Origin of the sequence: Nocardioides sp. CER19, from assembly GCF_029846275.1 — a bacterium.
Taxonomy (GTDB): domain Bacteria; phylum Actinomycetota; class Actinomycetes; order Propionibacteriales; family Nocardioidaceae; genus Nocardioides.
The window spans coordinates 28,693-45,898 of sequence record NZ_JARVWS010000002.1; the positions used below are offsets into that span (position 1 = coordinate 28,693).

Genomic DNA, 17,206 nt, shown 5'->3' on the forward strand with positions numbered 1-17,206 from the left:
TTGGCGGGTGCAACGGCCTCGATGCCCTACCGTGTTCGCATGGCTTCCCCATCAGCAACATCCGTCACGCGGCGTCGTCAGCGCAGCACCCGTGTGACGGTCGCCGTGGTCCTGGTTGCGCTCGCCGCGTTCGCCGTCGTCGGCGCGGTCGTCAGCGGCTCCTGGCTGGTCGCCAGCGTCGCGGCCCTGCTGGCTCTGGTCCTCGGTGCCGGCGCCACCAAGATCACCCACTCCGAGCTGATGGCCACGCGCGTCGAGGCTGCCCGTGACCGCGCGCAGCAGGCGCAGGCCTACCGCGCCCTGACCGAGGCCCGCGTCGCCGAGCAGGCCAAGCACGACGCGCACATGACCCGGGAGATCAGCCGCCGCGAGGAGGCGATCTCCGACCTCGAGGCTGCTCTCACCGCCGCCCACCAGCGCGCCGCCGACGCGGTCCGTGCCCGCGCCGACGAGGCCCGTCGGGCCGACCAGGCCGAGCGCGCGGGCCAGAGCGTCGCCGTACGGCTGGAGGAGGCGGAGCAGCGCGCCGCCGAGGCCATCGTCCGCGTCCACGAGCTCGAGAGCGAGCTGGATGCGGTCCGCGCCGAGCTCGACGCCGTCCGCTCCCAGGACTGGAACAAGACCCGGAGCGCCTGACGCCCGTCTGCCGGACCCTCGAGTCGGCGCATCTCGACCGGAGCTCCGGTCGGGGCGCGCCGACTCGGTGCTCTCCGGGCGCGCGGTCACGCCGACGCACGGTGTCACCGACGTCACACCACGCCGCATTCCCACGGCCGTAGCGCCCGCGTACCGTCGTCGTTGCACTGTTCAGAACACGTCCGGTACCCACGCCGGCCTCCCGACGGGAGGTGGTCGGAGGGACTGGAACGAAAGGCTGAAAGCAATGAGCACGTTCGCCTCGGGTCTCCGGGTGGGTGCCGTCGGCGCAGGTCGCGTCGGCGCCGTCCTCGCGGCCTCCCTCCGCCGCACCGGCCACGAGATCGTGGCGGTCGCCGGCGAGTCAGACGCCTCCCGCGGTCGCATCGCCGACCTGCTGCCCGGCGTCCCCGTCGACAAGCCGACCGCCGTCGCACGCGCCGCCGACGTCCTCCTGCTCACCGTGCCCGACGACATGCTCGCCAACGTCGTCCGCTCGCTCGCCGACGCGGGCGCCCTGCGCGAGGGTCAGTACGTCGTCCACACCTCCGGCATGCACGGCCTGGCCGTGCTGGCGCCGGCTCGCGAGGTCGGTGCGCGCACCGTCGCTCTGCACCCTGCGATGACCTTCACGGGCACCGCCGTCGACCTCGACCGGCTCGCCGGGTGCGTCTTCGGACTCACCGCCGAGACGTCCGACCGGGCCTTCGCCGAGGCGCTCGTCGCCGACCTCGGCGGCACCCCGATGTGGGTGCCCGAGGAGATGCGCACGCTCTACCACGCCGGTCTCGCGCACGGCTCCAACCACCTCGTCACCCTCGTCACCGAGGCGATGGAGATCCTCGCGGCGGCCGGAGCCACCGACCCGGCGGGCACGCTGCGCCCGCTGCTCGCCGCCGCCCTCGACAACGCCCTGACCCACGGCGACGCCGCCCTCACCGGCCCGATCGTGCGCGGCGACGTCGGTACCGTCGCGGCCCACCTCGACGACATCGCGACCAACGCACCGCAGACGCTGCCGTCGTACGTCGCCATGGCCCGCGCCACGCTCGAGCGCGCCGTCGCCGACGGTCGGCTGCTGCGGATCCGCGCCTACAAGATCGGCGGCCTGCTCGACGCGGCCGAGAAGAAGGCGCACCAGGTCCACCACGTGTCGGCCGGCCGATGACCGCACCCGTCGTGGCGAGCACCCGCGCGGAGCTCGCGGCGGTCCTCGCGGCCTCGCGCGCGGCCGGCCACCAGGTCGGGCTGGTCCCGACCATGGGCGCCCTGCACGAGGGCCACGCCAGCCTCATGCGCGTCGCGCGCAAGCACGTCGGCGACGGCGCGGTCGTCGTCAGCATCTTCGTGAACCCCCTGCAGTTCGGGGCCGGCGAGGACCTCGACCGCTACCCGCGCACGCTCGAGGCCGACCTCGAGTTGTGCGAGCGCGAGGGCGTCGACGTGGTCTTCGCCCCGACCGTGGAGGAGATGTACCCGGGCGGCGCGGGCGCCGACATGACGACCGTCGAGCCCGGCGCCGTCGCCGACGTCCTCGAGGGCGCGAGCCGGCCAGGCCACTTCCGCGGCGTGCTCACCGTCGTCGCCAAGCTGTTCGGGCTGGTCCGGCCGGACGTCGCGGTCTTCGGCCAGAAGGACTACCAGCAGCTCGCGCTCATCACCCGGATGGCGGCGGACCTGTGCCTGGGCATCGACATCGTCGGCGCCGAGACGCAGCGCGAGCCCGACGGCCTGGCCCTGTCGAGCCGCAACCGCTACCTGTCCGGGGCGGAGCGGCTCGCGGCCACCACGCTGAGCCGTGCGCTCCGGGCCGCACAGGCCCGGGCGGCGTACGGTCTGCCGGCCGCGCGCTGGGCCGCCATGAGCGTGCTCAAGAGCGAGCCGTCGGTGGAGATCGACTACCTCGCCCTGCGGGCCGCCGACCTCGGCGAGCTGCCCGACTATCCGGAGCCCGGCACCCTGGGCCGCGTCCTGGTCGCCGCGCGCGTCGGCACGACGCGACTGATCGACAACCTCGAGATCGTGTTGGGGAAGGCGTAGCCGCATGGCCCTCCGCACGATGATGACGGGCAAGATCCACCGCGCCACCGTCACCCAGGCCGACCTGCACTACGTCGGCTCCGTCACCGTCGACGAGGACCTCCTCGACGCGGCCGACATCCTGCCCGGCGAGCTCGTCTCGATCGTCGACATCACCAACGGCGCCCGCCTCGAGACCTACACGATCGCCGGCCCGCGCGGCTCGGGAGTGCTCGGCATCAACGGCGCCGCCGCTCACCTCGTCCATCCCGGCGACCTGGTCATCCTCATCGCCTACCAGCAGATGACCACCGAGGAGGCGCGCGACCTCGCGCCCCACGTCGTGCACGTCGACGCCGCCAACCAGATCGTCGCCCTCGGCTCCGACCCCGGCGAACCCGTCCCCGGCTCCGACCAGAAACGCAGCGACCTTCTCAACCTCTAGCGCCGAGATCGGCCTTTCTGCCCGTCGAGATTGGCCTTCCTGCCCGTCGAGATTGGGTTTCCCGCCCGTCGAGATGGCGGTTCTCGCCCGTCGATGTCGGAGTTCTGGCCCAGCGACCGGGCAACAAGTCCGATCTCGAGGGGCGGCTACGCCAATCTCGACGGGCAGGAAGGCCAATCTCGAGGGGCAGCTACGCCAATCTCGAGGGGCAGCTACGCCAATCTCGACGGGCAGGAAGGCCAATCTCAAGGGGCGGGAAGGCCAAGGTCGGGTCAGGCGTGGGCGTGGGCCGGGACGGGGGCGGTGAGGTCGTCCACCGGGCGACGGGTGCGGCCGGTGTCGGTCTCGATGGCGAGGCCCTCGCGCGCCCAGTACTCGAAGCCGCCGATCAGCTCCCGGACGCGGGTGTAGCCGAGCTCGGCGAGGCGGAGCGCGGCCCTTGTGCTGCCGTTGCAGCCCGGGCCCCAGCAGTAGACGACCACGTCGGCGTCGAGGTCGGGTACGACGGCCCGGATCCGCTCGGCCAGGTCGCGGCCCGGCACGTGCAGCGCGCCGGGGATGCGCCCCTGGCGCCACGACGCCTCGTTGCGGGTGTCGACCACGATCGGGCCCTGGCCGCCGACGCGCTCGGCGGCGAGGTCGGAGGGGTCGGTCTGCCAGCGCAGGCGCGCGGCGAAGAAGGTGACGGCGTCCATGGGAGGAGACTGTCGGTGGCAGGAACGATGCGACAGTCCAGATCCTGCCAAGCGTTGTCGACATCCCGCCTCCCGGGCCGCCGCAGGCGGGACGCACCCACGGCGCTAGCCTCCCTGCATGAAGTCGCTCCCCGGCCTTCTCTCCTCCCGGGACCCCGGGTGGACGGAGTGGGCCGACGTCATCGTCGTCGGCTCCGGCATTGCCGGGCTGACGGCGGCGCTGCGGCTGCGCGGCCAGGTGGAGCGGATCGCCGTCGTGACGAAGGACGTCCTCGCCGCCGGCTCGACCCAGTGGGCCCAGGGCGGGATCGCCGCGGCGCTCGGCCCGGAGGACAGCCCGGCTCAGCACGAGGTCGACACGCTCGTGGCGGGCGCCGGCGCCTGCGACCTCGAGGCGGTCCGGGTGCTGGTGACCGAGGGCCCGGACGCCGTGCGCGAGCTCATCGAGTGGGGCGCGAACTTCGACAAGGACCCGGAGGGCAACCTGTCGCTCACCCGCGAGGGCGGCCACCGCCGTGACCGCATCGCCCACGCGAACGGCGACGCGACCGGTGCCGAGATCCAGCGGGCGCTCATCGAGGCGGTCGAGCGCGCTCCCGAGATCATGGTCTTCGAGCACGCGATGGTCGTCGACCTGGTGACCGCCGAGGACGGTGGTGTCGCCGGCCTGACGATCCACGTCATGGGCGAGGGTGACGCCGACGGCGTGGGGCTGGTCAGGGCCCGCGCGGTCGTGCTCGCCAGCGGCGGCCTCGGGCAGGTCTTCTCCCAGACCACGAACCCGGCGGTGAGCACCGCGGACGGGATGGCGATCGCGCTGCGCGCGGGCGCCCGACTCCGCGACCTTGAGTTCGTGCAGTTCCACCCGACGGTGATGTACCTCGGCCCCGACTCGCGGGGCCAGCAGCCGCTCATCTCGGAGGCGGTCCGGGGCGAGGGCGCGTTCCTGGTCGACTGGGACGGCGACCGGTTCATGCCGGACGTCCACGAGCTCGCCGACCTGGCTCCGCGTGACATCGTCTCCAAGGCGATCATGAGGCGCATGCTCGAGACCGGGCACCCGAACATGTGGCTGGACGCCCGCCACCTCGGTCGGGAGTTCTGGGAGCGCCGCTTCCCCAACATCCTCGCCTCCTGCCGCTCGCACGGCGTCGACCCGGTCACCCAGCTCATCCCGGTGGCGCCCGCCTGCCACTACGCCTCGGGCGGCGTCCACACCGACCTGTGGGGTCGCTCGACCGTGCCCGGCCTCTACGCGACCGGTGAGGTCGCCTGCTCCGGCGTGCACGGCGCCAACCGCCTGGCCTCCAACTCACTGCTCGAGGGACTCGTCTTCTCGCGCCGCATCGCCCAGGTGCTGCCCGGGGAGCTGCGTCCGCTCGGCGAGCCGATCCGGCACGGTGGCGCGGCCGGCCTCGTGCCCGGGGGCGCACTCAAGGACGTGCAGGAGATCATGAGCTCGCGTGCCGGCGTGCTGCGCAGCGCGTCCGGGCTCACCGAGGCCGTCGAGATGCTCGGCGGGATCGCCGCGACCCCCGCGGTCGAGATCGACCCGGCCGCGTGGGAGGCCACCAACGTGCTCACGATCTCCCTCGCGCTCGCCGAGGCGGCGCTGCGTCGGGAGGAGACGCGCGGGTCCCACTGGCGCGAGGACTTCCCTGCCCGTGACGACGCCCGCTGCGCCGGCCACTTCGACACCGAGCTGATCGACGGGGCCGCCGCGGTCACGTTCTCGTCCTCACCCGCCACCGACCCCTCCGTCCCCGGATACCAAGGAGCTGCGCTCTGATGATCGTCCGCACCGAGCTCGACAAGCTCCCCGCCTCGCTCCGCGCCGAGCTCTCGGCCGCAGGCCTCGACGTCGGAGAGCTGTACGACGCCATCGAGACCGCGATCGACGAGGACCTGCCGGAGCCGCGACCGGGCGAGATGCCGGCGGAGGACGTCACGTCGGTCGCGACGATCCCGATCGACGCCCGGGCGCGGGGCGACTTCGCGGTCCGGGACGGCGGGGTCGTCGCCGGCCTCGGCATCGCCGCCCTCGTCTTCTCCTACGTGCTCGGCGACGACGTCGAGATCACCGACCGGGTGCCCGACGGCACCCGCGTCGAGCCGGGGGACGTCGTCATGCGGGTCGCCGGCCCGACCCGCGGCCTGCTCACCGCGGAGCGGACCGCGCTCAACTACGCGACGCACCTGTCCGGAGTCGCGACCGCGACCGCCGCGTGGGTCGACGCGGTCGCCGGCACCGGGGCGCGGATCCTCGACACGCGCAAGACCCTGCCGACGTACCGCAACCTCCAGAAGTACGCCGTCCGCTGCGGTGGCGGCGTCAACCACCGCTCCACGCTCGCCGAGATGGCCCTGGTCAAGGACAACCACGTGCTCGCGGCCGGCGGGGTCGTGCCCGCGTTCCGCGCGGTGCGCGCTGCCTACCCGGGCCTTCCCGTGGAGGTCGAGGTCACCACCCTCGACGAGCTGCGCGAGCTGCTCGACGCGGGCTGCGACCGGGTCCTGCTCGACAACATGTCGACCGAGCAGATGCGCGAGGCGGTGGCCCTCAACAAGCAGAGCACCACCGGGCGCGCGACCCTGGAGGCCTCGGGCGGGCTCACCGTCGCCCGAGCGCGCGAGGTCGCCGAGACGGGCGTCGACTTCATCTCCGTCGGGGCGCTGACCCACTCGGTCTGCGTGTTCGACATCGGCTTCGACCTCGAGCCCGAGAGCGTCTGACCGATGGCCCTGCTCGCCGTCGACATCGGCAACAGCCACACGGTCCTGGGCCTCCTCGACGGCGGCGAGGTCGTCGCGGACTGGCGTGTCGCGACCGACGAGCGGAACACGTCCGACGAGTGGGCGGTGCTCCTGCGCGGACTGCTCGCCGACCGCCTCGACGAGATCGACGGCATCGCCGTCTGCGCGACGGTTCCGGCTGTTCTCCACGAATGGCGGGACATGCTCGGCCGTCATTTCCCGCACCTGTCGAACGTGGTCGTCGAACCCGGTGTGCGCACGGGTGTACCGATCTTGATGGACAACCCGAAAGAGGTCGGCACCGACCGCATCTGCAATGCGCTCGCCGCCGCGACCAGATATGGTGGTCCCTGCATCGTCGTCGACTTCGGTGGCACGGCCACGACTTTCGATGTCGTCAATGCCAACGGAGCGTACGTCGGGGGCTCGATCGCGCCTGGGATCGAGATCTCCCTCGAGGCGCTGGGGCGGCGAGGCGCCCAGCTGCGCAAGGTCGAGCTGGCCCGCCCGCGCTCGGTGATCGCGAAGAACACCGTCGAGGCGCTGCAGTCCGGAATGCTCTTCGGGGTCGCCGCCCAGGTCGAGGGAATCGTCACGCGCATGATCGAGGCGCTCGGCCTTTCGACACCGGACGTCGAGGTGATCGCGACCGGATATCTCGCGCCTCTGGTCGTCGACGAGTGCAGGTGTTTCACCGGGTATGTGCCCTGGTTGACCCTGCAGGGGCTGGAAATGATTTACCGTCGCAATTCGTGACCGTTTGTCGCGCCGATTCCCGCGCCTGGCGGAATGTGTCATAGTGGTCGCGGTTTTTCCGTTCCCTTGGTAAAGGAAATTGAGATGGCGCAGAAGGTCCACATCGTTCTCGAGGATGATCTCGACGGTTCCGAGGCGACCGAGACGGTGTCGTTCGCGCTCGACGGGACGTCGTACGAGATCGACCTCAACGACGACAACGCCGCCAAGCTGCGCGACGCGCTCGCCGTCTACATCGGTCACGGTCGCAAAGTCACCGGCGGGGGCCGGCGTGGTGGCGGCCGCCGCTCCGCCGCCGCGACGGGTGGGACCAGCGCCAAGGAGATCCGGGACTGGGCCCGCTCCAACGGCTACGACGTCCCCGACCGTGGTCGGATCCCGGCGGAGGTCCGCTCGGCCTACGAAGCCGCCAACTGATCGCACGCTCTCGACACGCCCCGCAGCCGCCGGCTGCGGGGCGTGTTCGCTCTCAGCGCACGGAGAAGGTCCGCGGGGGAGGAACGCGTAGGCTGTCCGTGGGGTTGAAGTAGCTGAAGCCCGACCGGGATCAGGTGGTTCCGGGTACCTGGGTAACTCCCCGCAAGCTTGAGGAGCGATGCGCATGTTCGAGCGGTTCACGGACCGAGCCCGTCGGGTGGTCGTGCTGGCCCAGGAAGAGGCCCGCATGCTCTCCCACAATTACATCGGCACCGAGCACATCCTGCTCGGTCTCATCCACGAGGGTGAGGGCGTCGCCGCGAAGGCACTGGAGAGCCTCGACATCTCCCTCGAGGCGGTGCGCGCTCAGGTCGAGGAGATCATCGGCCAGGGCCAGCAGGCACCGTCCGGGCACATCCCGTTCACCCCGCGAGCCAAGAAGGTGCTCGAGCTGTCCCTGCGCGAGGCGCTGCAGCTCGGCCACTCCTACATCGGCACCGAGCACATCCTGCTCGGCCTGATCCGCGAGGGTGAGGGCGTCGCCGCCCAGGTGCTGCAGAAGCTCGGCGCCGACCTCAACCGGGTCCGCCAGCAGGTCATCCAGCTGCTCTCCGGCTTCCAGGGCAAGGAGTCCTCGCAGTCGGCGACGGCGGCGACCGGCGCGTCCGGCGACGCTCCGTCGTCCTCGCTGGTCCTCGACCAGTTCGGCCGCAACCTCACCCAGGACGCGCGTGAGGGCAAGCTCGACCCGATCATCGGTCGTGCTCAACAGATCGAGCGCGTCATGCAGGTGCTCTCGCGCCGTACGAAGAACAACCCGGTCCTCATCGGCGAGCCGGGCGTCGGCAAGACGTCCATCGTCGAGGGCCTGGCCCAGGACATCGTCAAGGGCAACGTGCCCGAGACGCTGAAGGACAAGCAGATCTACACCCTCGACCTCGGCGCGCTCGTGGCCGGCAGCCGCTACCGCGGTGACTTCGAGGAGCGCCTGAAGAAGGTGCTGAAGGAGATCCGCACCCGCGGCGACATCGTGCTGTTCATCGACGAGATCCACACCCTCGTCGGCGCCGGCGCGGCCGAGGGCGCGATCGACGCTGCCTCGATCCTCAAGCCGATGCTGGCGCGTGGCGAGCTGCAGACGATCGGTGCGACGACCCTCGACGAGTACCGCAAGTACCTCGAGAAGGACGCCGCGCTGGAGCGCCGCTTCCAGCCGATCCAGGTGCCCGAGCCGTCGATCGCCGACACGATCGAGATGCTCAAGGGCATCCGTGACCGCTACGAGGCGCACCACCGCGTCACGATCACCGACGAGGCCCTGGTCTCGGCGGCGACGCTGGCCGACCGCTACATCTCCGACCGGTTCCTCCCCGACAAGGCCATCGACCTGATCGACGAGGCCGGCTCGCGGCTGCGGATCCGCCGGATGACGGCGCCCGCCGACCTGCGCGAGTACGACGAGAAGATCGCCGACGTCCGCGCCCGCAAGGAGGCCGCCATCGACGGCCAGGACTTCGAGGCCGCTGCTCGCCTCCGCGACGAGGAGAAGCAGCTCATCCTCAAGAAGTCCGAGCGCGAGAAGGCGTGGCGCGCCGGTGACATGGACGAGGTCGCCGAGGTCGACGAGGAGCTGATCGCCGAGGTGCTGGCTGTCGCGACCGGCATCCCGATCGTCAAGCTCTCGGAGGAGGAGTCCACCCGCCTGCTCAAGATGGAGGACGAGCTGCACAAGCGAGTCATCGGGCAGGACGAGGCGGTCAAGGCGCTCAGCCGGGCGATCCGGCGTACGCGTGCCGGGCTGAAGGACCCGAAGCGTCCCGGTGGCTCGTTCATCTTCGCCGGCCCGTCCGGTGTCGGTAAGACGTGGCTGTCCAAGACGCTGGCCGAGTTCCTCTTCGGCGACGAGGACGCGCTCATCCAGCTCGACATGTCCGAGTTCGGCGAGAAGCACACCGTCTCGCGGCTCTTCGGCTCGCCTCCGGGCTACGTCGGCTACGAGGAGGGCGGCCAGCTGACGGAGAAGGTCCGCCGCAAGCCGTTCTCGGTCGTCCTCTTCGACGAGGTCGAGAAGGCGCACCCGGACATCTTCAACAGCCTGCTGCAGATCCTGGAGGAGGGTCGCCTGACCGACTCCCAGGGCCGCATGGTGGACTTCAAGAACACCGTCATCATCATGACGACCAACCTCGGTACGCGGGACATCGCGAAGTCGGTCAACCTGGGCTTCCAGCAGGCCAACGACGCGGCCGGCAACTACGAGCGGATGAAGTCCAAGGTGGCTGACGAGCTCAAGCAGCACTTCCGCCCGGAGTTCCTCAACCGTGTCGACGAGGTCATCGTGTTCCCGCCGCTGTCGCAGGAGCAGATCATCCACATGGTCGACAACATGATCGCGGCGGTCGAGATCCGGCTGAAGGACCGCGACATGAGCCTCGAGCTGACCCAGCCGGCGAAGGAGCTGCTCGCGACGCGCGGCTTCGACCCGGTGCTCGGTGCGCGCCCGCTGCGCCGCACCGTCCAGCGGGAGATCGAGGACGTGCTCGCCGAGAAGATGCTCTATGGCGAGGTCGGCCCCGGCCAGATCGTGCTCGTGGGCGTCGAGGGCGAGGGCCCGTCCGCGACCTTCACCTTCAAGGGCCAGAAGGTCGCCGCACTGCCCGACGTGCCGCCGCTCGAGGGCGCGTCGATCGGCGACCTCTCCGAGCTCGAGGACCTGGAGAACCCGCCGTCCTCCGAGGAGTGACGCATTGACAGATGCCCCGGATCCACGATCGTGGATCCGGGGCATCTGCCATTTCGGGGCCTCCCTCAACGAAAGGAACAGATCATGCGCGCCGTCGTCTTCGAGCAGTTCCACACGTTCCCGTCCCTGACCGAGATCGACCGGCCGGTGCCGGGACCGGGGGAGGCACTGTTGCGGGTCGCCGGCGCCGGGGCCTGCCACTCCGACGTGGGGATCTACCGCGAGTTCGGCGCCGAGGGCGGTCCACAGATCCCACCGCCGTTCGTCCTGGGCCACGAGAACTCGGGCTGGATCGAGGAGCTCGGCCCCGGCGTCGTCGGGTTCGAGAAGGGCGAGGCGTTCCTCGCCTACGGGCCGATCGGGTGCGGGCACTGCAAGGCGTGCTCGCGCGGACAGGACACCTACTGCGAGAACGTCGCCAGCATGCCCTACCTCGCGGTCGGCATCGGACGCGACGGCGGAATGGCCGAGTACATGACCGTTCCTGTGCGCAACCTCGTGCCGCTCGGCGACGCGGACCCGGTCGACGCTGCACCCCTCGCCGACGCCGCGCTGACGCCGTACCACGCGATCAAGCTGGCGCTTCCCAGGCTGGCCGGCGGCGGCAGGTACGCGCTCGTGGTGGGCCTCGGCGGTCTCGGGCAGATCGCGGTGCAGATCCTCACGGCTCTGACCGGCGCGACCGTCATCGCCACGGACATGAAGCCGGACGCGATGGAGCGCGCGGCGGCGAACGGCGCGGTGACCGTGCCGGGCGGCCCCGACCAGGTCGCCCTGATCCGCGAGGTCACCGGCGGCCGGGGCGTGGACGCGGCGTTCGACTTCGTCGGCGCCGGCGGCACGATCGACACCGCCCGCGGCGCGCTCGCCCAGCAGGGCCGGCTCACTGTCGTCGGCATCGCCAACGGGTCGACGGAGTGGTCCTTCTTCAACAACCCCTACGAAGCCGAGCTCACCAACACCTACTGGGGCACCGTCGAGGATCTGTACGACGTGGTCGCGATGTATCGAGCCGGGCAGATCAGGCCTGACGTGCAGCGGTTCCGGATGGACCAGGCCCTGGAGGCGTACGAGCTCCTCGAGTCCGGGAAGCTGAGCGGTCGTGCGGTGGTGACGCCGAACGGGTGATGGTGGACGGGTGACAGGGGACCCGTCACCCGGGCAGTGCGAAGGCGTCCGGGCCGACCTGGACGGCGAGGCCATCCGTGACCAGCCCGGCCAAGGCGCGGTCGCGCTGCTGGGGCTTGTCCCAGACCGCCTCGAGTGCCGACCGGTGGACGGGGCCGTCGGCGTCCCGGAGGACGGCGAGGAGCCGACCACGGCACTGGCGGTCGGTACCGGCCCACGTCTGCACCTTCCGCTCCGGCCCCGCGTACGCCGGCCGGCCGGCCTGCTGCCAGGCGCAGAGCCGTGCGACCGGACAGCTGTCGCAGCGCGGCGCCGCCGCCGTGCAGACCAGGGCCCCGAGCTCCATGACGGCGACCGACCAGACCGGTGCCGAGTCGTCGTGGGGGAGCACCGACTCGGCGAGCGCCCGCTCCGCCTTGGTGACGCCCGGCGCCGGGAACTCGTGACCCGCCAGCAGCCGCGCGAAGACCCGCCGCACGTTGGTGTCGAGGACGACGTGGCGCCGACCGAAGCCAAAGGATGCCACGGCCGACGCGGTGTAGTCGCCCACACCGGGCAGCGCCAGCAGCTCGTCGTAGGCGTCGGGGACGCGACCATCGTGCCGGTCCACGATGGCGGTCGCAGCGGCATGCAACCGCAGCGCGCGTCGCGGGTAACCGAGCCGGCCCCAGGCGCGGACCGCCTCGCCGCTCGGCTCCGCGGCAAGTGCCGCCGGCGTTGGCCAGCGGCCCAGCCACGTCTCCCAGACCGGGAGGACCCGGACGACGGGCGTCTGCTGCAGCATGAACTCGCTGACCATCACGCCCCACGGGGTCGCCTCGGGGCGGCGCCACGGCAGGTCGCGCTGGTGGGCGTCGTACCAGCCCAGGATCGTGTCGTGCAGGTCAGTCATCGCGGGCCCGATTCTGCCCCGCTCACGGGCGTGTCGGAGTGGCGCCCCGGCTGGAAGGCAGGTCGCCCTTAACCTGTGGCGCATGACGTCGCTGACCCGTGGTCCCCTCGCGCCTGGGGTGTACTGGCGGCGACGGCTCGCGGTGCTCGGCATCCTGCTCCTGCTCGTCATCGGCGTCTCCCGGATGTTCGGGGGCGGCGGCGAGGACCCGCAGGCGGCGAACGTCTCGGCGCCGACGACGCCGACGACCTCGGTGACCCCGTCAGCCACGACCAGCTCGACGGCGTCGACGTCCGCCGGCACTCAGGCGGCCACGCCCGGGACCACGCAGGCGCCGACGCAGCCGGTCACGCCGACGCCGACCGCGACCGCGCTGCCCGCGCCGACCGGCCGGTGCTCGGACGACGACATCGTCGTCGCCCCGTCGGTGACCGACGCGCAGGCCACCAAGACGGTCGTCCTGCGCCTCACGCTGCGCACGATCGTCACCACGGCGTGCACGTGGCGGTCGAGCTCGACGTCACTGCAGCTCAAGATCACCTCCGGGTCCGACGAGATCTGGTCCACGGTCGAGTGCCCGCACGCGATCCCGTCGCAGGACGTCGTCGTACGCCGCGACAGCGATGCCGTCGTCAACGTGGCGTGGAACTCCCGGCGCTCCGACGAGAGCTGCTCGAGCCACACGAAGTGGGCGATGCCCGGCTACTACCACCTGTCGGTCGCCGCCCTGGGCGGTGAGCCTCAGGACCTGCAGTTCGCGCTCAGGAAGCCGCGGCCGACCCCGACGGCCACGCCCACCGCCACGGCCACGCCCACGGCGACCGCCACCGCCACGCCGACCGCGCCCGCCGGTGCCCGCCAGGAGCCGCAGAGCGACCCGCAGAAGAAGGCGAAGAAGAAGCGCCGCCTCGTCGACTGACCCGCCGGGGCGGACGGGGCCTCAGACGTAGCGCTCGAGGATGGTCGACTCGGCCAGCCGGGAGAGACCCTCACGGACCGACCGGGCCCGCAGCTCGCCGACCCCGTCGACGGCCTGCAGGTCGTCGACGCCGGCGGAGAGCAGCTTCTGCAGGGTGCCGAAGTGGTCGACCAGCCGGTCGACGACGCTGACGGGCAGTCGCGGCACCTTCGCCAGCAGCCGGTAGCCACGCGGCGTGACGGCACCGTCGAGGTGCTCGCTGTTACCGAGCCCGAGGACGCGGGCCGTCGCGGCAGGATCGACCAGCTCGGTCGCCGAGAGCGCCTCGAGCTGCGCGAGCAGCTCCTCGGGGCTCTTGGAGCGCCGGCCGCGGGGCAGGTAGTCGCGGATGACGAGCTCGCGCTCCGCGTCGACGCCGGTCACGAGCTCCTCGAGCTGCAGGGCGAGCAGGCGGCCGTCCGTGCCGAGCTCGACGATGTAGTCCTCGATCTCGCGCGCGATGCGGGTGACCATCTCGAGCCGCTGGGCCACGACGGCCACGTCGCGCACGGTGACGAGGTCCTCGATCTCGAGGGCCGAGAGCGTCGAGGCGACCTCGTCGAGACGCATCTTGTAGCGCTCCAGGGTCGCGAGGGCCTGGTTGGCGCGGGAGAGGATCTGGCCGGAGTCCTCCAGGACGTGGCGCGTCTCGCCGACGTAGGCGGCGATGATCTGCATCGACTGCGACACCGAGATGACCGGGAAGCCGGTCTGGCGCGCGACGCGGTCGGCGGTCCGGTGGCGCGTACCGGTCTCCTCCGACGGCAGCGTGTGGTCAGGCATCAGGTGCACGGCGGCCTTGATGATCCGGCTGATGTTGCTGTCGATGATGATGGCGCCGTCCATCTTCGCCAGCTCGCGCAGGCCGGTCGACGTGAACGGCACGTCGAGCTGGAAGCCACCGGTGGAGATGGAGTCGACCGTCCGGTCGAACCCCAGCACGATGAGCGCACCGGTGCGTCCGCGCAGGATCCGCTCCAGGCCGTCGCGCAGGGACGTGCCGGGTGCGATCTGGGCGAGGGTCTCGCGAAGCTTGAGGGTGTCCTCAGGGCGATCAGGACCCACGCGTCCCCCTCCTCTCGTACGACGGCCCGCTGAGTCTATCGGTCACGCGCTACTCAGAAATCGGGATCGTCTCGCAGCGGGGACTCGCGCACCCGCGGGCCGAGCCGCAGGAACTCCAGCGCCGACCGCACGTCGCGCAGCTCGAAGACCCGCATCCCGTCGACCCGACGCTCCCGCGGCACGGTGGCGCGCTCGCCGGGCTCGGCCGGGACGACGGCCACGGAGAACCCGAGCCGGGCCGCCTCGGCCAGCCGCTGGGGCAGGTCGCGCACCCGCCGCAGCTCGCCGGCCAGGCCGATCTCGCCCATCGCGACGACGCCCGGGGGCGCCGGGGTGCCGCTGTCGGCCGAGGCCAGCGCGACCGCGACCGCGAGGTCGCTCGCCGGCTCCGAGAGCCTGGCGCCGCCGACGGTCGAGGCGAAGATGTCGCGAGCGGCCAACGCGTAGCCGCAGTGTCGCTGCAGCACCGCGAGGACCATCGCCACCCTCGACCCGTCGAGACCCGACGTGGTCCGTCGGGGCTTGTCGAGTGCGGACTGGGTCACCAGCGCCTGCACCTCGGCCAGCAGCGGCCGCCGCCCCTCCATCGTCACCGCGACGCAGGTGCCGGCGACGGGCTGGTGGTGCCGCTCGACGAACAGGCCGGTCGGATCGGTCACCGCGGTGATGCCGTCGGACGACAGGTCGAAGCAGCCCACCTCGTCGACGGGGCCGAAGCGGTTCTTCATCGCCCTCACCATGCGGAAGCGCGAGTTGCGGTCGCCCTCGAAGTGGAGCACGACGTCGACGAGGTGCTCGAGGACGCGCGGGCCCGCGATCGTGCCGTCCTTGGTGACGTGGCCGACCAGCACCGTGGTGATGTTGTGGGTCTTGGCCGTGCGGACCAGCGCGGCCGCGACCTCCTTGACCTGGGACACGCCGCCCGGGACGCCGTCGACGCCCGAGGCGCCGATCGTCTGGACCGAGTCGACGACCAGGAGGGCCGGCTTGGCCTCCTCGATGTGGGTCAGCACGGCGCCGAGGTCGGTCTCGGCGGCCAGGTAGAGCTCGGGCTGCACCGCCCCGGTCCGGTCGGCCCGGAGGCGCACCTGCGAGGCCGACTCCTCGCCCGAGACGTAGAGCGCGCGGCGCTGGTAGCGCGCCGTCTGCGCCGCGACCTCGAGCAGCAGCGTCGACTTGCCGACGCCGGGCTCGCCGGCGAGCAGGATCACCGCGCCCGGGACGAGGCCGCCGCCGAGCACGCGGTCGAGCTCGGGCACACCGGAGGAGCGGTAGGCCGACTGCTCGACCGACACCTCGCCGATCGGGACCGCCTTGGCGGTGACCGGCGCGGCCGGCGTACGGCCCACCGGTGCAGCGGCGACCTCGGCCACCGATCCCCAGGCCTGACACTCGCCGCACCTGCCGACCCACTTGACCGTCTCCCAGCCGCACTCCGAGCAGCGGAAGACCGGACGCGGCTTGGGGGCGGCTTTCGACATGACCCCGACGCTAGGTCAGGGCACCGACAACGAGGCGGCGACGCGGCGGGCGGGGGGCCGGTGATTCCTCGTATGCTGTCCAGGTGTTGGAACGATCAAGGCTGGACGCCTCACGGCGGGCGCGTTTCGCCGTCTCGGCACCGACGCTGGCCGACGTCGCCGAGCTCGCCGGAGTCTCCCGTCAGACCGTCTCCAACGCGGTCAACAACCCCGACCTGCTCCGCGCCGACACCCTCGCCCGCGTGCAGCAGGCGATCGACCAGCTCGGCTACAAGCCCAACCGCGCAGCCCGCAACCTGCGCACCCGCTCCTCACACCTGATCGGGCTGCGGATCTCGCCGGTCCAGGAGGGTACGGCGAGCGCCGTGATGGACCGCTTCGTCCACTCGCTCGTCGAGACCAGTGGCGAGGCCGGCTACCACGTGCTGCTCTTCACCAGCGACGCCCAGGTCACCGGCGACCCGCTGGCCGGCTACGACGAGCTGCTCCGCTCGACGGCGGTCGACGCCTTCATCGTGACCGACACCTACCTCGGCGAGGGCCAGGCGTCGTGGCTGCGCGAGCGGCGCGCGCCGTTCGTGGCCTTCGGCCGCCCGTGGGACGACGCGAACGCGCGGCATCCCTGGGTGGACATCGACTGCGCCGCCGGCGCCGAGCTGGCGACGCGCCACCTCATCGACAAGGGCCACACCCGCATCGCCTGGATCGGCTGGAAGAAGGACTCGGTGCTCGGCGAGGAACGCCGCTCCGGCTGGCTCAGCGCCATGCACGGGGCCGGGCTCCCCACCACGGGGCTGGCGTCCCGCGTCGAGGACGCCGTCGGCTCCGGGCGCAGCGCCGCCCAGGTCATGCTGGACGAGGCGACGCCGACCGCGTTCGTGTGCGCCTCCGACACGCTGGCGATCGGCGTCATGCACGCCTTGGCCGAGCGCGGCCTCCAGGCTGGCGACGACATCGCCGTGGTCGGGTTCGACGACAGCCAGGTCGCACAGACCGTCTGGCCGGGCCTGACCAGCGTCCGGCAGCCGCTCGAGCAGGCCGCCATCGAGGTGGTCAAGGCGCTGGAGGGGCTGCTCTCGACCCCGCCCCAGGTCGGCCCGAGCGTCATGCTCACGCCGACGCTGGAGATCCGCGGGACCAGCGGCCCCGACCGGAGCTGATCTCCGGCAGCGCCCTCTGACCCGGCGGAGTCTGTTCGCGGACCCGCGAACCGGGTA

At 71.8% G+C, this 17,206-nt stretch carries 16 protein-coding genes; 12 read left to right on the forward strand and 4 right to left on the reverse strand.

Annotated elements, in window-relative coordinates:
- The first annotated feature begins 39 nt into the window (after window positions 1-39).
- From QDS12_RS08655 to panD, 4 genes are all read left to right on the forward strand, one after another.
- Window positions 40-636 (forward strand): hypothetical protein, encoded by a 597-nt coding sequence (locus QDS12_RS08655; RefSeq protein ID WP_279878571.1) that lies wholly within the window; start codon window positions 40-42, stop codon window positions 634-636.
- A 247-nt stretch (window positions 637-883) separates the two neighbouring features.
- Complete coding sequence (locus QDS12_RS08660) at window positions 884-1,804, forward strand: DUF2520 domain-containing protein (protein WP_279878573.1); 921 nt, start codon at window positions 884-886, stop codon at window positions 1,802-1,804.
- Entirely contained in the window at window positions 1,801-2,676 is an 876-nt protein-coding gene (gene panC / locus QDS12_RS08665) for a pantoate--beta-alanine ligase (RefSeq protein WP_279878574.1), read from the forward strand. Before QDS12_RS08660 ends, panC begins: the two co-directional genes overlap by 4 nt.
- 4 nt (window positions 2,677-2,680) lie before the next feature.
- Window positions 2,681-3,100, forward strand: a complete 420-nt coding sequence (gene panD, locus QDS12_RS08670) for an aspartate 1-decarboxylase (protein ID WP_279878576.1) — start codon at window positions 2,681-2,683, stop codon at window positions 3,098-3,100.
- Between the two features lie 272 nt (window positions 3,101-3,372).
- Here the strand turns inward: panD and QDS12_RS08675 are convergent, their stop codons facing one another.
- Window positions 3,373-3,795: a rhodanese-like domain-containing protein gene (locus QDS12_RS08675; protein WP_279878578.1), complete on the reverse strand. Its 423-nt coding sequence runs from the start codon at window positions 3,793-3,795 to the stop codon at window positions 3,373-3,375.
- A gap of 118 nt (window positions 3,796-3,913) precedes the next feature.
- Here QDS12_RS08675 and QDS12_RS08680 point away from each other — a divergent pair, with 118 nt between their 5' ends.
- From QDS12_RS08680 to QDS12_RS08705, 6 genes are all read left to right on the forward strand, one after another.
- A complete protein-coding gene (locus tag QDS12_RS08680) occupies window positions 3,914-5,584 on the forward strand; it encodes an L-aspartate oxidase (RefSeq protein WP_279878579.1) in 1,671 nt (556 codons plus the stop codon).
- Window positions 5,584-6,528: a carboxylating nicotinate-nucleotide diphosphorylase gene (gene nadC / locus QDS12_RS08685; RefSeq protein ID WP_279878581.1), complete on the forward strand. Its 945-nt coding sequence runs from the start codon at window positions 5,584-5,586 to the stop codon at window positions 6,526-6,528. The genes QDS12_RS08680 and nadC overlap by 1 nt, the downstream gene beginning before the upstream one ends.
- A gap of 3 nt (window positions 6,529-6,531) precedes the next feature.
- Window positions 6,532-7,305, forward strand: a complete 774-nt coding sequence (locus QDS12_RS08690) for a type III pantothenate kinase (RefSeq protein WP_279878583.1) — start codon at window positions 6,532-6,534, stop codon at window positions 7,303-7,305.
- An 84-nt stretch (window positions 7,306-7,389) separates the two neighbouring features.
- Window positions 7,390-7,722 carry an Lsr2 family protein gene (locus tag QDS12_RS08695; protein WP_279878585.1) on the forward strand — a complete coding sequence of 111 codons (333 nt, stop codon included), beginning with the start codon at window positions 7,390-7,392 and terminating at the stop codon, window positions 7,720-7,722.
- Between the two features lie 184 nt (window positions 7,723-7,906).
- Entirely contained in the window at window positions 7,907-10,465 is a 2,559-nt protein-coding gene (locus QDS12_RS08700) for an ATP-dependent Clp protease ATP-binding subunit (RefSeq protein WP_279878587.1), read from the forward strand.
- Window positions 10,466-10,549: 84 nt separating this feature from the next.
- Window positions 10,550-11,593: an NAD(P)-dependent alcohol dehydrogenase gene (locus QDS12_RS08705; RefSeq protein ID WP_279878589.1), complete on the forward strand. Its 1,044-nt coding sequence runs from the start codon at window positions 10,550-10,552 to the stop codon at window positions 11,591-11,593.
- A 25-nt stretch (window positions 11,594-11,618) separates the two neighbouring features.
- Here the strand turns inward: QDS12_RS08705 and QDS12_RS08710 are convergent, their stop codons facing one another.
- The gene (locus QDS12_RS08710) at window positions 11,619-12,485 is read right to left on the reverse strand and encodes an A/G-specific adenine glycosylase (protein ID WP_279878590.1); all 867 of its coding nucleotides are present in this window, start codon (window positions 12,483-12,485) and stop codon (window positions 11,619-11,621) included.
- Between the two features lie 82 nt (window positions 12,486-12,567).
- On the opposite strand from QDS12_RS08710, the gene QDS12_RS08715 reads away from it, so the two are divergent.
- Entirely contained in the window at window positions 12,568-13,404 is an 837-nt protein-coding gene (locus QDS12_RS08715; protein ID WP_279878591.1) for a hypothetical protein, read from the forward strand.
- A 21-nt stretch (window positions 13,405-13,425) separates the two neighbouring features.
- Here the strand turns inward: QDS12_RS08715 and disA are convergent, their stop codons facing one another.
- A complete protein-coding gene (gene disA / locus QDS12_RS08720) occupies window positions 13,426-14,508 on the reverse strand; it encodes a DNA integrity scanning diadenylate cyclase DisA (protein ID WP_279878593.1) in 1,083 nt (360 codons plus the stop codon).
- A 53-nt stretch (window positions 14,509-14,561) separates the two neighbouring features.
- Window positions 14,562-15,989 carry a DNA repair protein RadA gene (radA, locus tag QDS12_RS08725; RefSeq protein ID WP_279878595.1) on the reverse strand — a complete coding sequence of 476 codons (1,428 nt, stop codon included), beginning with the start codon at window positions 15,987-15,989 and terminating at the stop codon, window positions 14,562-14,564.
- An 83-nt stretch (window positions 15,990-16,072) separates the two neighbouring features.
- On the opposite strand from radA, the gene QDS12_RS08730 reads away from it, so the two are divergent.
- A complete protein-coding gene (locus tag QDS12_RS08730; RefSeq protein ID WP_279878597.1) occupies window positions 16,073-17,149 on the forward strand; it encodes a LacI family DNA-binding transcriptional regulator in 1,077 nt (358 codons plus the stop codon).
- Window positions 17,150-17,206: the final 57 nt, after the last annotated feature.

Coding starts and splice junctions, on each gene's coding strand:
- QDS12_RS08700 (WP_279878587.1), top strand. CDS start 7,907: ATGTTCGAGCGGTTCACGGACCGAGCCCGTCGGGTGGTCGTGCTGGCC.
- nadC (WP_279878581.1), top strand. CDS start 5,584: ATGATCGTCCGCACCGAGCTCGACAAGCTCCCCGCCTCGCTCCGCGCC.
- panD (WP_279878576.1), top strand. CDS start 2,681: ATGGCCCTCCGCACGATGATGACGGGCAAGATCCACCGCGCCACCGTC.
- QDS12_RS08675 (WP_279878578.1), bottom strand. CDS start 3,795: ATGGACGCCGTCACCTTCTTCGCCGCGCGCCTGCGCTGGCAGACCGAC.
- radA (WP_279878595.1), bottom strand. CDS start 15,989: ATGTCGAAAGCCGCCCCCAAGCCGCGTCCGGTCTTCCGCTGCTCGGAG.
- QDS12_RS08705 (WP_279878589.1), top strand. CDS start 10,550: ATGCGCGCCGTCGTCTTCGAGCAGTTCCACACGTTCCCGTCCCTGACC.
- QDS12_RS08715 (WP_279878591.1), top strand. CDS start 12,568: ATGACGTCGCTGACCCGTGGTCCCCTCGCGCCTGGGGTGTACTGGCGG.
- QDS12_RS08690 (WP_279878583.1), top strand. CDS start 6,532: ATGGCCCTGCTCGCCGTCGACATCGGCAACAGCCACACGGTCCTGGGC.
- QDS12_RS08655 (WP_279878571.1), top strand. CDS start 40: ATGGCTTCCCCATCAGCAACATCCGTCACGCGGCGTCGTCAGCGCAGC.
- QDS12_RS08660 (WP_279878573.1), top strand. CDS start 884: ATGAGCACGTTCGCCTCGGGTCTCCGGGTGGGTGCCGTCGGCGCAGGT.
- panC (WP_279878574.1), top strand. CDS start 1,801: ATGACCGCACCCGTCGTGGCGAGCACCCGCGCGGAGCTCGCGGCGGTC.
- QDS12_RS08680 (WP_279878579.1), top strand. CDS start 3,914: ATGAAGTCGCTCCCCGGCCTTCTCTCCTCCCGGGACCCCGGGTGGACG.
- QDS12_RS08695 (WP_279878585.1), top strand. CDS start 7,390: ATGGCGCAGAAGGTCCACATCGTTCTCGAGGATGATCTCGACGGTTCC.
- QDS12_RS08710 (WP_279878590.1), bottom strand. CDS start 12,485: ATGACTGACCTGCACGACACGATCCTGGGCTGGTACGACGCCCACCAG.